The 15,069-nt window shown below is 45.0% G+C and carries 9 protein-coding genes; 6 read left to right on the forward strand and 3 right to left on the reverse strand.

Translation table 11 applies throughout. The features are described from left to right. Positions 1 to 31: 31 nt before the first annotated feature. The 3 genes from tssK to AAEY72_RS07385 are packed head-to-tail and all read right to left on the reverse strand — an operon-like array spanning position 32 to position 3,086. Positions 32 to 1,378 carry a type VI secretion system baseplate subunit TssK gene (gene tssK / locus AAEY72_RS07375; RefSeq protein WP_352310063.1) on the reverse strand — a complete coding sequence of 449 codons (1,347 nt, stop codon included), beginning with the start codon at positions 1,376 to 1,378 and terminating at the stop codon, positions 32 to 34. 9 nt (positions 1,379 to 1,387) lie between these two features. Beyond that, positions 1,388 to 2,086, reverse strand: a complete 699-nt coding sequence (locus tag AAEY72_RS07380) for a hypothetical protein (RefSeq protein WP_352310064.1) — start codon at positions 2,084 to 2,086, stop codon at positions 1,388 to 1,390. A 43-nt stretch (positions 2,087 to 2,129) separates the two neighbouring features. Then, positions 2,130 to 3,086, reverse strand: coding sequence for a M15 family metallopeptidase (locus tag AAEY72_RS07385; protein ID WP_352310065.1), 957 nt, complete (start codon positions 3,084 to 3,086; stop codon positions 2,130 to 2,132). A 613-nt stretch (positions 3,087 to 3,699) separates the two neighbouring features. On the opposite strand from AAEY72_RS07385, the gene AAEY72_RS07390 reads away from it, so the two are divergent. From AAEY72_RS07390 to AAEY72_RS07415, 6 genes are all read left to right on the forward strand, one after another. Further along, positions 3,700 to 5,145 carry a hypothetical protein gene (locus AAEY72_RS07390; protein ID WP_352310066.1) on the forward strand — a complete coding sequence of 482 codons (1,446 nt, stop codon included), beginning with the start codon at positions 3,700 to 3,702 and terminating at the stop codon, positions 5,143 to 5,145. Positions 5,146 to 5,251: 106 nt separating this feature from the next. After that, positions 5,252 to 9,334 carry a type VI secretion system membrane subunit TssM gene (gene tssM / locus AAEY72_RS07395; protein WP_352310067.1) on the forward strand — a complete coding sequence of 1,361 codons (4,083 nt, stop codon included), beginning with the start codon at positions 5,252 to 5,254 and terminating at the stop codon, positions 9,332 to 9,334. Then, positions 9,331 to 10,320, forward strand: coding sequence for a type VI secretion system-associated protein TagF (gene tagF, locus AAEY72_RS07400; protein ID WP_352310068.1), 990 nt, complete (start codon positions 9,331 to 9,333; stop codon positions 10,318 to 10,320). The genes tssM and tagF overlap by 4 nt, the downstream gene beginning before the upstream one ends. Before the next feature lie 65 nt (positions 10,321 to 10,385). Next, positions 10,386 to 11,219, forward strand: a complete 834-nt coding sequence (locus AAEY72_RS07405; protein ID WP_189580729.1) for an OmpA family protein — start codon at positions 10,386 to 10,388, stop codon at positions 11,217 to 11,219. A gap of 78 nt (positions 11,220 to 11,297) precedes the next feature. After that, positions 11,298 to 13,970: a DUF2345 domain-containing protein gene (locus AAEY72_RS07410; protein WP_352310069.1), complete on the forward strand. Its 2,673-nt coding sequence runs from the start codon at positions 11,298 to 11,300 to the stop codon at positions 13,968 to 13,970. 10 nt (positions 13,971 to 13,980) lie between these two features. After that, a complete protein-coding gene (locus AAEY72_RS07415; protein WP_352310070.1) occupies positions 13,981 to 15,069 on the forward strand; it encodes a DUF2515 family protein in 1,089 nt (362 codons plus the stop codon).

Raw genomic sequence — 15,069 nt, forward strand, 5'->3', positions numbered from 1 at the left:
AAATGCTATTTGATACAAGTAATACACAACGCTACTGCACGATGGCCATCAGCTCTATTTTTAAGTCATCAAAGCCGTTCGGTACATAAATACAGATAGACTCAGACTTAATCATCTCATCATACAGCTCCCCGACCGGTTCAATAGTGAAGTAGCTAAAGCCTGGTCTTACCGGTATCGCACTAGGTACTTGGGTGACATGCGAGACTGGTGACCCCGGCAACGCAGAGAGTACACGTTTTTCTACTGAGTCAGGGGTGGCAACCTTGAAGCGGCGTGGCACGATATCAATGAGTTCGTGCATCGGTAGCGATGAGCTAACAGACAGATACAGCTGTGAGCTACGAGTAATCTTGTCACTGCTTAGCTCCCCTGTGTAGTAAGACGGTTTATTCTGACGTAGAGGAATAGAGATAAAGTTGCTAGCAATCACTGTATTGAGCAGCTCACGAATGATCAAAATGATATTAATAAAAGACTCATTGGCACTGTTATGCTGATAAGAGGGCAAATCACCCACTTTATATAATGAGCTAAAGGTCGCCAATTGACTGGCAACATTCAATAGCGCCTCATAAAGCCGTTCTGGATGTAGCTTGGCATTATTGTATAAATGGCTGAGCTGAGAGTATGCGGTATTCAGCGTATGTAAAAGCCAAAAAGACGCAATGTCTGATGAGCGAAACTCTAGCAAATCATTGTTAGATTGACGATGATGGTCATAGAGAGAGGTGGACTTGGTATTAATCATCGTCATCAAGCGATAGACTTGGTTGACCAATGCAGGATTACTGGTGATATGGACGCTAGGTACAATATAATCCTCGTCCACTTGGTAGACACCTTGGGTGGTACGCAGCAACTTAGCAACTAGTAAAGAGACGGTATCTTGACTGGGCGCTTGAGCAGAATGGCTCAGCTGCAAGCTTGGCGACAGTTGAATAACATCGATCATCGCTTCGGCAGCTTGACTGTACAGATCTTGTGCCTCGACCGTATTTCTCACATAGCGTGCTGGGTTATCGCTTTGTTCTGTCTGTATATTGCTACCGCCACTATGAACAATCTCAAGGCTCAAAAACACGAATATCTCATCGTCGTTACTGTGAGTATCAAGCGTGATTGGCTTTGGCAGCGCATCGGTACGTGGCGCTTGATAGATAGTGCCGTCTGGTAGCACACCGTAGATGCTTTGGAAGCTTAATAAATTGCTCTCTAGTAATTGCTTATCAATTTGCACGTCTGCTATGCCATAAGCATAAGGGTGCATCAGTGTCATACTTAGTGCACGTTGCGAGTTATGATAGCTGTCTTGAATCTGAAAATGCTGGGGTCTTAAAAACAGCCCCTCTCCCCATAATACTCTATGTTTACTCAAGGCTATCTCCTACAGGCAGCTAACCAGCGGTTGCTGATAATATTTAAGTTTGGTGGTAAAGTCAGGCACTAACTCTGGATCGACGCCTTCTTTGATATTGATATCACAAGCGCCAACATTTAAAACCAGTGCTTGGTCAAAATCGATACTATCAAGTGGTATCAATACCTGCGAGCGTTTTTGCGTATGTCTCAGTCCAACTTTGATGGCAATAAACTGCGCATCCTGTGGAATACTTAGCTTAAGACTCGTGGCACGATTGGGAATGACGCTAACTTCTTTAGCAGCCCGCTCCTCTACCTCGGCGAATTGATTCTCTTCTTCTAAAAATCCAATATAAGCCGTGCTCGCGGTGCCTTGTTTGGCACGTCCAGCATTGGCATTAGCCGCAGGAAGAATTTGCAGAGTAATACTTTGACGTTTTAGCTGTTCTTGTAATGCTTTTTGTTCGTCATTCATTGACTCAAGCCGTTGCTGCTGCTGCTCTAGTTGCGCTTTTAGGTTTTGCAAATCTTCATTCATTGCCGTGCTTTTATGGCTAATAACGTCTTTCATGCTATCGATGACGGAGGCTTCGTTATTGTTGCCTGACTTGCCTGCCAGTACAGACACAGTACTATCAGACTTACTAGCGCCACTGAGGCTACATCCTGATAGCGTGGTCGTTAATACCCAACCAAGAGCCACTGCCGCTATAGATAATTTCATACATTTGTCCATATTATTTCTGTATTTTGCTTTGTTATTGTCGTTATTGACTGGTCAAAATTTCTGCCATTTGCGGGCGACCAAGCACGCCTTTTTTGCGCAGCTCAACATGGCCCAAATCCATCATACGCCAGTCACCACCCCACACTAGTCCAGCCGATTTTGCTACTTTACCATATAACTTGTAGCCCTGCATCGCCCATGGATCCTTTTCAGTAATCACAATTTTACCATTTCTAATAAAGGCGCTATCGCCTGCTAGACCAAACTGATGATAGCTCTTATAAGATCCTGCCTTGGTGACATTTGGGCCTTTTTTGAGCAAGCGTGCTTGCCTTCCCGGACTACGATAGCCCTCTAACAGCACCATGTCATAACCATACTGATCACTCATCACCTTATAGACAGTCAACAGCCGTTGGACAAAATCAGAGTTCATCTTATTCCAATTACGGTCAGCATTTCTGATGTTAATGTGCCCATTGCTGATATGCGATGCCAAAATATCACCCGAGTAGCCCGTACTATGGTCTTGAGTATTTAAATCAGACAGGTCAGGTTCAGGTAGCATTAAAGGCCTTTGTACTGGTGACGCGTCCGTCGCCACCTCTGGCCAATAGCCCTCGTCAGTTTGCGTGGCTTGATAGCTGGCAATCTCTGCTTCTAGCTCAGCGAAAAGCTCGGCGGGCGGCTCAGGTGGCGGTCGCAAACGCTCCCCGACCAGTAGTTGACTGATTTGCGAATTGGCGGTATTCAATGAGTCATCTTGAGCATGATAAACCTCAAGAGAGTTATGCGTAATCAGAAAATAACACCCCGCTGTCGTCGTGAGAATGGCTAAGACAGATAAAACAGGAACGATAGGAATGCTGTGATACGAGATACGTGGCACAACTGGCAGCTTGAGCGTGGGGCGTCGAAATTTAATCGCTGAGACGCCTTGCCAAGCAGTGCTCACCTTATTAAACAGTCGCTCATACAGCTGACGATCAAAAAGCATGATAATCACTGTAATGGAGACAAGCGTAAAAAGGATAACGACCAAATAAATCATAAGGAAAACAATGGCACAGTGAGGCATAAAGAAAAACAGCGGGCAAAGTATTGGAAAATACTAATGTTCAGCCATCAGCATGTCGTAGCTGGCTATTATATAGACAGATGAGATGTTTTTTTATAAAAAACCCAACTTAATTGTATTTTTTATTAACTGGCTATATTGACTAGCGCTATAGCATGGCGATGAGCAAAAATCGAGAATAAAGACCATCTTATGCTAATTAACCAAGCAAAGTAATGATACATGGTAGCGAGAAATCTTCAAATACCATAAACTACCTCTAATAAAATTATGTAGATAAGGGGTATGGCAAGTGGGCGTAAAAAAGCTAATAACTTACGGGCGCTATGCTCTTGCACTTTTTTTAGTCATTTATCTGTTATTGATTTGGATGTACTTTAAAGATAATACGCTGCAACTTACCTCTGCAAGACTTCTCTTATGGTTTGTGATTATTCCAATAACTTTGTTTGGCTTTATCATGTTTATCAGATGGCGACAAAAAAAATCAGAAGCAGAAGAACTAGCGCCAACTCAGAAAATAAGCAAAAAAATGAAGGTTCCACCTATCGATTCCTATCAATTGTTTATAGATAGCAGTATCTGTCTACCCGAAGGGACTGATTGGTCTGAGATCACAGACAATGATGACGATCTCACAGTATTGAGTGAGGCGCTATCAGACTTTGACGGCTTACCAATATTAACCAAGCCGATTGAGGGGGTCATCACCGAGCAAGTAGCGCTCTACGCTCATGAGGATGAGCTAGATAACGAGGCATATCCTGGAGATGCGGCTGAAAGCCTAAATGAGCTAACAGTGCGTCTATGGGCATTGATTGATAATCAACTTACCGCAAGTGATGATGCACTAAGTGTACTGGCTCAGCATTTCGAGCGCATTATGCAACAAAATATCCATGAGCCAGATTCCGCTCTCAGTATCCACCCAGAATGGCAGCAACACTATATCGCGAGCGCACAGGAAGACCCTTCTGCAGAGGATAGCCTCCCCATTATTTCATTGTCTACGCTGTCTGTTTATTTGTCTATTCCTGAACTGGCTGATGCTAATTATCTGGTTGAAAAGCTAAAACAGCAATTGGCAACCTATGGCATTCCCGAGCAGCTACTCACTATTCAGACCATCATCGCTGATGAAGACCCAAATCTTCCTAATAAGAATGCTCGTCATACAGACTCTTTTCATAATAGCCATGACGGTGCTGATAGCGAGTCCTATCAGCCGCTGCAATTTATTCATGAGCAGCTTATTACCCTAACCAAAGCTGCGACCCCCGAGATTTGTCTTTTTATCACTGTCGACTCGCAGATTAATGAGCAATGGCTTGAAACAAATTTATATGCAGACAACGCCTCCAATCTCTTGCCTACCGAAGCCAGTATATTGCTGATTTTTTACAACAAAGCCGCCAAAGACCTTCTCGATCTAGATCACAAGGTCCGTTTTTCCATGACTGAAATTGGCGAGGCGCTACCCAATGACGCCAGTAGTATGGCCGCTGAGGTGCCGAAGCAGGCTAATAGCAATACTCGCCAGCATTATTTAGCAAATTTAAAGACGATAAAACAGCTGTTACTAGATAATTCATTTGCTCTATTAGATCGCCATGACGACAAAACCAAGGCAGAAGAAAAAAAGTCAGCGCAGGCCATTGACAATAAAACAACAATGACAGATGCGTTAAGCGAAAATAGCATCACCCTCTTGTCAGACATTAATCCAGCATCACAACCTTATGACTTATCCATACTTATGACATTTATCGATGAATTTATAGCGCAAGGGGCGCTAGTAAATGACCACCATTTAGGGCATTATATGCCTCTGAACTCGTGGTTACAGCCTTTTTTAAGTCTCGCACTGTTGGTCAGCGCCGCCAAAGACCAGCCACAGGAGTCTGACATTAAACTCCTTATTACCCAACATAAGCGCTGCTGCGTAGTATGGCTTGCGGAATCCAACCAAACACTTTAGCCACTTTTAGTTCAGTTAATATTGCTCGTTTTATCACTTATATCAGTCATTGTTTATGATGAAATGATGACTCTCTATTATTTCAAGATCACATTAGGTAGCAGGCATGTTCTCAAGGTTTTTTCATCTCATCTACAATCCAAGAGTGTTATTGGTCTTAGCTATCATAGTCGCTCTGGTCTTACTCTATGATTATGTCGCGCTACAAACCTTCTTCGTCATTATCGGTGTCTCCATAACCTGTCTGCTACTAGCATGGTTTGGCTACTACTGGTGGAAAAAGCGTAAGAAGGCGGCCGCTGAGCTCGCAGATTTAGTAGAAGACAATAACGATGAAGGCGCTAATAGTGTCAATAATAGTGCCGCTAAAGACGAGAATGCACAGGAAGTACAGGCCTTACGTCAGCAAATGCAAGACGCCATTAAGACCATTCGCAAGTCAAAAATTGGCGATCAAACTGGCAAAGCTGCATTGTACGAGTTGCCATGGTATATGGTCATTGGTAACCCAGCAGCGGGTAAAAGCTCGGCGGTACTTCACTCTGGGCTAAAATTTCCATTTATGGACAAAACCAACAAGCTGTCGGTACAAGGTGTCGGCGGTACTCGTAACTGTGATTGGTTTTTTTCTACCGAAGGCATACTACTCGATACCGCAGGACGCTACTCTGCCTACGAAGATGACCGCTCAGAATGGCTGTCATTTTTAAACCTATTGAAGAAGAACCGCCCCAAAGCGCCTATCAACGGTATTATTATCGCCGTTAGTATCGCTGAGCTTACCAAAAATGACCCCAGTTACGCGCTGGACTTGGCTAAAAACCTGCGTAGCCGTGTGCAAGACTTAACAGAGCAATTAGAAGTTTATGCCCCCGTTTATGTGGTTTTCACAAAAATGGATTTGGTATCAGGCTTCCGTGACTTTTTTAATGATTACGAGCAAGAAGAACGCGGGCAAGTATGGGGCGCGACGATTCCCTACCCCGAAGACCCTGATAGCATCAATATCAGCGATGTGTTTGAAGAGCATTTTGGCGTGCTGGTCAACGGTCTAAAAGATCTTAGCACCACTAAGTTGTCTCTGCGTCACCAACGTACGGTGTCTCCGAGTCTGATGACTTTTCCCATGGAGTTCCAGTCACTGCGTCCGATGATTAGAACACTGATGCACGCCTTATTCGAAGACAACCCTTTTCAGTTTAAGCCCATACTACGCGGATTTTATTTCACCAGTGCCTTACAAGAAGGGCAAGTCAGCAGTCAAATGACCTTGCAGATGGTGCAAAATTACGACTTGCAACCACCTGCAGTGCCTTTAAGTGCTCAGCAAGAAGCTGCTGACAAGCCTTACTTCTTGCATGATTTATTTTCTAAAGTCATCTTAAAAGACAAGCATTTGGTCAAACAACATAAAAACCGCAACAAGCGTAGCCATCGCGCGCTAGCCACCCTAGCCTCTGTGGTGGTGTTATGTACAGCGGTTGGTTTATGGACTTGGTCTTATGCCAATAACAAGCAATTGACTGAACGTGTAGAGGCTGACTTACAGCAAGTCGCGCTGATGCAAAAAAATGCTAATGGTGATTTGCAGTCGCAACTTGAGTCGCTTACTATCCTGCAAAGCCGAATAGAGCAACTCGAAGGCTACGACGAGGATCGTCCGTTGTCGCTGAGCTTTGGGTTATATCAAGGAGATAAGCTCAAGAAAAAACTGCTATCTGAATACTATAATGGTGTAGACATTATCGTGTTAGCGCCTACCAAACAAAACATTGAAAGGTTTCTGACCGACGTCAATACGAATGCGGCAGATCTAAAAGTACAGGAGGCAGCAACCTCAGCAGTCGAATCCGAAACCGTGAGTAACGACGCTTATATACAATCTGACCCTACCGACGTAGAGGATGCTTATAATGCGCTGAAAGCTTATCTGATGCTGGGCAATCATGAGCACTTAGAAACCAGCCATTTGAGCGATCAGATGACACGTTTTTGGCGCACTTGGCTTGAGTCCAACCGTGCTGATATGCCACGTGACAAGATGATTCGTCAGGCTGAGCGCATCTTAAGCTTTACGCTTGCTCATGTCGACGACCCCGCCTTTCCATTGATTCAAAATGACTTGGGGCTGGTGGATAAAACCCGTACGACGTTGTCTAAAGCCAGTAAAGGCCAGCCTGCCCGTGAGCGTGTCTATTCTGAGATTAAAATGCGCTCCTCTGCTCGCTTTCCATCGGTGACTGTCGCACAAATTACCCAAGACAGTGCCAATGAAGTACTGCTAGGCAGTTATGTGATCTCCGGTACCTTTACCAAGCAAGCATGGGAATCGTTCGTGAGTGATGAGATCGATAGAGCTGCTACCAATAGAGTGGTTGCCGACGACTGGGTACTTGCGACCAGTAGCAAAGATGATTTGACGCTGACAGGCAGCCCTGAGCAAATACGTCAATATCTGGTCAATCGCTACAAGCAAGAGTACATCATTGAGTGGAAGCGCTTTTTATCACAGGTCTACATCCGTGATAGTAAAGGCTTCGACGATCATGCGCTCTTATTAAATCAGCTGTCTAACACCACCGAATCACCGCTAAAAACACTATTTGAGACGGTAGATCGTCAGACCCAGTGGGACAATAAAGCCGCAAACCAACCCGCAGCGAATGGCTCCAACTCTCGGCGCTCATTTGTCAATTGGTTCAAGCAAACGATCCTGCGTCAAAGCCCAGCTGAGCTTCGTCAAGCAGAAGCGGCAATGAATAATGGTAATAATAACAGTACTAATGAGGCGGCGGCCATCCCTGCCAGCACCGGCATGGTAGCGCAGGAGTTCTCCTCAATACACAACCTAGTCACCCCAAGAGAGGACAATCAAGACTTATCGCTATTAGACAACTATTTGGCAAGCTTAGGAGATATTAGAACGCGGTTCAATAACATAGCCCGTAGCGATGATATCGGTCCTGATGCCTTGTTATTTGCTTCGCAAACTCTCAGCACTGAAGGCTCAGAGATGACCAAGTCCTTGCAGATATTAGATGAGCAAATACTTAGCCAAGCCAACTCTGAAATAAAACAGCTGGTACGTCCATTGCTAAGTGAACCACTAACTCGCTCATTTACGATGCTCCTCACCCCGACTAAGGCTGAGATTAATAAAGTCTGGCAAGCACAAGTATACAAGCCCTTCTTGGATAACTTGGGCAATAAATATCCATTTACCGCCAATGCTAACTTGGAGGCAACCCCTGCTGAGATTGGACAATTCTTCGGGGAAGATGGCTATGTCGCCAAGTTCGTCAACGAAACCTTATCGCCTTTTATCATCCGCCGAGGCGACCAAATCTCAAGTAAAATTTGGAATAGTGCAGGCTTAGGTCTGAATCCTAAGTTCGTCGCTGATTTTGGCAGATATTTTGTCAACTATACCGGTGGCAATGCTGGAAGTTCGACAGGTGCCAGTGCTGGCACTGCGACGGCTAATCAAACCACATTCCAAATCATGCCTTTACCGGTTAGCGGTTTGACCGAATATACGATCGTCGTTGATGGACAGCAGCTGCGTTATCGTATGGGTACGCAAGCATGGACGACGTTTGTATGGCCAAATCCAAGTAGTCAACCAGGGGCCAGTATCAGAGCCAAAAACTACGATGGCAAGGATTACACCATATTTGAAGAAGCTGGTAGCTTTGGCGTTGAAAGACTGATCAATAGTGCTCGCCGCACTGAGCTTGGCGACAATATCTTTGAGATGGCATGGTCAGGTGATGGCATCACTATTCCGGTACGTTTTAGAATCATCAGTGGTAGCAGTAGCACAGCCAGTCAAGGGCGCTCTAACAACCCCTTTACTAGTATGAAACTCCCTAACGAGGTGATTGCCCTTGGGGTCACACGTACGGCAAGACCTGTTGCGGACAACAGTGCAGCGGCTAATACCCCTAATAGCAATAATGCTCGTGAATCAACCGGTCAAAATACTGAGCAAACGAGCACAGCCCCTCCAGTAGCAGGCGTGTTGAACTTGGCTCCTAGTACAGACGCCAATACAGGTGTCAATACAGATGTCAACACCAGTGCTACCACGAGTAACGCTCAGAACACTGAGGACAATAGTGGCAATGGCACACAAACTGCCTCGTCTCCAACTACGGCTACCTCTGCGCCGCAGGAGCCAACGCCATGACTCCTGAATCACTACCCTTAGTTTATTTTGGCAAATTGCCAGCTCGTGGAGATTTTATCAGGGCGCGTGCTCATATCGCTGAGACCAATGCGATTGATCAATGGGTCAGTCAAGCCTTGGCGATATCAGAAAACTTATTCAGTGACGCGAGTGACTCGTTGATAGACAGCCCACCGACGAACAACATTGCTTTTTTGAACTTTAGTCACGTAGATACGGTATCTAACGAGATTATTACTGGCGTCCTGCTTCCTAGTCATGACAGTAGCCATAGAAACTATCCGCTTATCGGTTTTGGTGTGCTTCATCTCGATAAACCAAAAAGCTGGATGAACTACCTACCCGTTAAGTCATTAACGCTGTGGAATGAGACTTATGAAGTCCTGAGCGTGGCTAAATCTAAAATCGATAGCGCTGAGGTTATGGCGGGTCTGAACGACGGTCAGCTTACCGTCAATAAAAACGCCAGTACCCACTATTACGATTTTATCAATACCACCACATTGCACGACATCGCGATATTGATGAACATCAGTAAATCACAACTGATACAACAAATCATAGCCACAGGCTTGTTATTCTTACCGACTTATAGCAAAGGCTTTAGCGGTCTGAATAAAGCCATATACTGGACTCTGACCTCCGATAGAGAAAACGCCATACATATGGCGACTTTTTGGCATGATCTTATTAGCGGTTTTTATCAGCCACACCAGCTCTATCTGAATACGTATCTGTACCGAGTTTCGAGCTGCTACCGCCTACTACTGAGCTTTACCAAGCCGGACGGTCGCATGCTTAGCCAGCTGGCAAGTAGTGAGGACAGTCATCCCGATGATTGGGTAATCATTGCTCATAGTGACTGGACACAAAGCTATATCGATGAAGATATCGGCTTGACTCGGTTTAACAAAGTATTGTTGCAAGATGACCTTTATTTATACGATACTAGACAACTGTTTAAAAAAACCTTCTTGGCACAGTAGCTATTCGATAATTGGTCGTTAACAAGCATGCTCTCAATAACAGTAAGATTAGAAAAGGTATTTTTATGCTAGCCCAAGTCTCAACCACAATACCTAAATTAACACGTCGTAAAAAAAGCCTATTATTCGCTGCTGTTACTTTGTCTATGAGTGCTGCGGTGTTTGCGGCTCATAATGATGCTCATATTAATAATAGCCCTGAAGATGTGCCTGTGGTCATTAAAGGTGTCGTGGCTACCAGCTCGGATAAGCAGCAACTCCTTGAAAAGCTAAAGGCGCAATACCCTAACAAGCCCGTCAGAGATGAGATCGAAGTGCGTTCTAACATTAGCATACCGACCAACTGGCAACAGGTAGCGACCGCTATTATCGATAGTGATATCTCCAATATCCGTCAGGGTCGTATTGATATTCATGGGACTACCATTAGCTTGCATGGCAAGGTGAGCAGCATTGAGCAAAAGCAAGCCATCCAAAACCGGATACACACGCGTCTCACCGATCTTTACCAATTAGAAAATCAATTGGTCGTCGTAGAAGGTGAGCAGCGACTTATCGATGACACCTTGGGCAACCGTATTGTCGAGTTTGAATCCGGCAGCGCGAAATTGACCTCAATGGGTCTTGGTATCTTAGACGATATGGCTGGCGTCCTGCAGCGAGTTGGCGATAAGCCAGTGACCATCATTGGACATACTGATAATGTGGGCAACCCAAGCGCCAATCTGGTCTTATCTAACAAGCGTGCCGAAGCAGTTAAGCAGTACCTCATCGGTCGTAACATTGATGCGGCCCGTCTAAGTACCGCTGGTAAAGGTGACGCTGATCCTATCGCGAGTAATGACAATGAAGAAGGACGCACTCGTAACCGCCGGATCGAATTTACCCTTGGTGAATAACGCTGCTATATACGTTGATTGTGGCAGCTAAGCACTGATGCTTATGATGCCGTCTCTGACACAAGAGGGACTACCCCTATGTTACGCTTGACCAACACCGTGCTTCCGATGCACCCTGATAGGCTGTATGCGATTGAAGGCAATAGCCAAGCCCATTACGCCAGTGCTCGACAAGATATGGCTGCTCACCAAGCGTGGCTTCAGAAACTGACTCACGCTCATGAGGAAGCGCACATCATCGCTCAGCTAAACCCGAACGGCTGTCACCAGCACGAGCAGCACGGTATTGATACCTATTTATTACACGTCTATATCCATGAGCGCCATCATCCCCCTTTCACACCGTTAACGGCTTTAATCGGTAGCCCATTAACCTTGAGCTTTGATACTCCAAGCGGATTGACCTATCGTCATCTCCATATCACAGCCATTCGTCAATTGGATCATGATGGCAGTTATGGCTATTACCGTCTGCTGGCACAGCCGATTACCTATCGCTTGCATCAGCATCTACATAGTCAAATAGACACCAACCTATCTGTTTTTAATATGGTCTCAAAGCGCCTCAGCACACTAGATGTGGACGTGGTCGATGACAGCAGCAACGGTGAAAATGATACGAACTGGATACCCGCTCGTATGACTCAGTGGCAAATGAGTCACTGGTCGCATATTTGTGAGCGACTCGCGCGTCAAGGGCTGACGGCTTATCTGCGCCATGAGCAAACGGACGATCACAGCCCGCCAAAGCTCATTATCACCTCCGCTCATCCCAGCGATAGCGATGGTATCAGTGTGAACATTGGCGCATTACGCTATCAACAAATATTACACGACCGTGTCCATGCGCCTGTCTTGGCCATCAGTGAGCAGGTCATCACCCAACCAAACTCAGTAACGATGCAGCGTTTCAATGCAGCAAATGTCGCACATCCAACCCAGTCAGCCGATATTGCGACGAGCAATAATGGGGATAAAGAAAACAATCAAACGAGTAGTCATTCACTCACTTTAGACAGCCCAGCCGCCTTTGCACCAGTAACCGATACCGAAACTATAGATGAGGCAAGCATAGTCGCTAACAGCCATCAAAGCAGATATAGCGTCTATCACGCCCTCGCCCATGCTACGGATTTGTGTGTTGCTGATACTTTTATGCTTATTGATCACAGTGCGCTCAATCAACACTACCGTGCTACCCATATCGTTCATTTGGCACGCAATAGTCTGGCGCATGTGACTGGACTCACCATAAGCCGCCGCCATCATCAGCGTCATGCTTCCAGTTTAGAAGCTGGCATTCACTTAACCCAGCTGCGCCTCATTACCGCTGATACTCCATGGGTCGGTCCTCTATACAGCAGACAAGCTCTACCGCCGATGACAGGCATTACGGACAGTCAAAGCGATACAGACAGTCGCAATCATATGACCCCGACCAAAAACTACTTATTGGATAGTCCAGCCCAATCTATCAATCGCCTTGAGGCACAAGCTGGCGCTAACTATGGCACACACTTCACCCATCGAGCGGACGACCAAACCCTGATGCAATCTATCGGTGACGGCGAGCATCTGATCAATACTGGCAGTCTACTGTCATCGAGTCGCCCTAGCTTATTTGCCACGGACAACGAACAAGCCATTGAAAGCGGCTATCGCAACACGGACAACGGTTTATCGGAATGGATCACTGATCACCGTACAGAAAAAGCGTACTCTCAGCTAAAAGTAGACAGTGCTGGGATATCTGCCAGTCTAAAAATGGGCATTATCAATCCATCAGATACCGCCAAACGTCAAGGCATCAATGCGGCTACTAACGCTCAAATCAATATAAAATCAGGTGAAGCACTCGTTCTCTCCACTCAACCGCAAACCCACGCACAATCTGGACAGCACAACTATCAACAGCATACCCCGACTCTGACCCAAACTGCATTAGGTGGTCAGCACTTAACTGAGCGTTTAACCCAGCTGGCTACAGGACTAGGCAGAAACGTCAAAGACCATGCCAATACTAAGACTCAGTTAGAGAGTATCGCCAAGGAACAAGACACTAAAAACCATCAAACAACGCCATTCACGCTAATCGACAGCGCAGCGGATAGCGCTTATATCAGTGACGATACGCTAATCCAGCGGTCAATGGGTGAGATGATTAGCACTACTCAGCAAAATATGAATATCAGTAGTGGCGATAGTCATAGTCAAGTCAGTAGCGAGTCACTCAATATAGTAACCGATGGTCAGTTTAGTATGACCAATGCGAAAGAGAATATTATCCTCTCCGCCCATACAGGCAAGCTTGAAGCCACGGCAAAGCAAGATGTAAATATCGCTTCCTCGACCAAAGAGGTTGAGATAGTAGCGACGAATAAGATTACGCTGACGGCTGGTGGTGCGAATATCACTCTGGATGGCGCAAATATTACGATATCGGCTAAGCAGTTTACGGAGAAGGCGGGTAAGCATAGTAAGGCTGGGGGTGGGGTTGATAGTAGTTATTTATCGCGCTTACCTGTTGATAAGCTAATGAAAAAAGAATTCTTTGATGAGCAGGTGCAGTTTCTAAACACGGCAGGACTACCTATAAAAAATATTGATTACCATTTACTTGGTAAGAATCTAAATATGAAAGCTAAGGTAGACGACGCAGGTAAGACCGTTAGAGCAGATACGGATACCAAATCAGAAAAGCTAGAAACTAAAATACTATTTAAATCTATCGAGGGTTTAAAAGACTTATAGCGAGTATGAAATGGCAACACTTAAGTTCGATACTAATACAGTAAAAAATAGCTGTACCACTAAAACAATGCCGTGTAGCTACACATGGTCAATAGCTCAATATCATTGCTTTGAAAAGCTAACGACAAGTGATGATAAAAAGTCTTCTACTATTCATTTGAGAGTCGTGCAAGATGGCGAAGCAAGAGCGCGGCGAATAGCCGCTGTGTATGCTAAGTTCTACCTAGAACACAGTGATGTTAATGGTAATTCACAATATAAAGGGCGACATTTTTGGATGGGTCTTGGCGCATTTGCTAGTAAGACTGTGGCTGATGCGTTGGGACATTGGTCAAGTGCAGCAGATGGTGGAGTTTTTGGTGTCGTCTATAACTTTAAGCTCGGTAACTTTTGGCTATATCAAGATATCGCTGGATGGCACTTTGAATATAATCAATGTAGTACTAACTTTAGTAGTTGTATAAGCCAACGCAATACGAACAACTATATCCCAGAAATCAAAACGATGGTTTATGATTCGCATGGCGCATACAACGTATTACCTCAGATACGCAACCTTGGGGCAAGCCAATATATTAGGCCTGCTTTTGATGCGACTAAAGAATTTGAAAAAATTCCTTCTAATAGAACAATCAAAAGAAAAGCACAGCAAAAAACAAATCTTATGCAACTTGCCAATCATGAACAACGTGAAGTCCTACAAAAGATAATCTATCAAAAGACTAATTTTAAAATAGGTCTATTCCTAGCAGAAACCTTTCGAGGACTTACTGTAACTAAAGCCAGTTTAATCAAATCCTCAGCAGATCCTCGTGGAGCAGTTCCTTTGACCGCGATGCCTGTGCTCCTTACTCTTCCTTCTAACTTTAAAGTTGATATTCCTGAGCTACAAATGGTCTATACCTCTGGAGCAGATAGTGATGATCCCGATCTAAAGAACGTAGCACCAGATGATATTAAATTGGCTGACATTACTAAGAGAATGGATTGGATTGAAGATGTCGCTGAACAATTTATCAAACTTATGAACAATGATATTACGAAAGTAAAAGTAGAGACAGAGATTGTCAAAATAGCAGGGTGGATTAATAAGACTTAG

Origin of the sequence: Psychrobacter sp. W2-37-MNA-CIBAN-0211 (assembly GCF_040309405.1) — a bacterium.
GTDB lineage: Bacteria > Pseudomonadota > Gammaproteobacteria > Pseudomonadales > Moraxellaceae > Psychrobacter > Psychrobacter glaciei.

Excerpts from the sequence above, each read along its gene's own strand:
- AAEY72_RS07380 (WP_352310064.1), bottom strand. The coding sequence starts at position 2,086 with ATGAAATTATCTATAGCGGCAGTGGCTCTTGGTTGGGTATTAACGACC.
- AAEY72_RS07385 (WP_352310065.1), bottom strand. The coding sequence starts at position 3,086 with ATGCTTTTTGATCGTCAGCTGTATGAGCGACTGTTTAATAAGGTGAGC.
- AAEY72_RS07390 (WP_352310066.1), top strand. The coding sequence starts at position 3,700 with ATGAAGGTTCCACCTATCGATTCCTATCAATTGTTTATAGATAGCAGT.
- tssM (WP_352310067.1), top strand. The coding sequence starts at position 5,252 with ATGTTCTCAAGGTTTTTTCATCTCATCTACAATCCAAGAGTGTTATTG.
- tagF (WP_352310068.1), top strand. The coding sequence starts at position 9,331 with ATGACTCCTGAATCACTACCCTTAGTTTATTTTGGCAAATTGCCAGCT.
- AAEY72_RS07405 (WP_189580729.1), top strand. The coding sequence starts at position 10,386 with ATGCTAGCCCAAGTCTCAACCACAATACCTAAATTAACACGTCGTAAA.
- AAEY72_RS07410 (WP_352310069.1), top strand. The coding sequence starts at position 11,298 with ATGTTACGCTTGACCAACACCGTGCTTCCGATGCACCCTGATAGGCTG.
- AAEY72_RS07415 (WP_352310070.1), top strand. The coding sequence starts at position 13,981 with ATGGCAACACTTAAGTTCGATACTAATACAGTAAAAAATAGCTGTACC.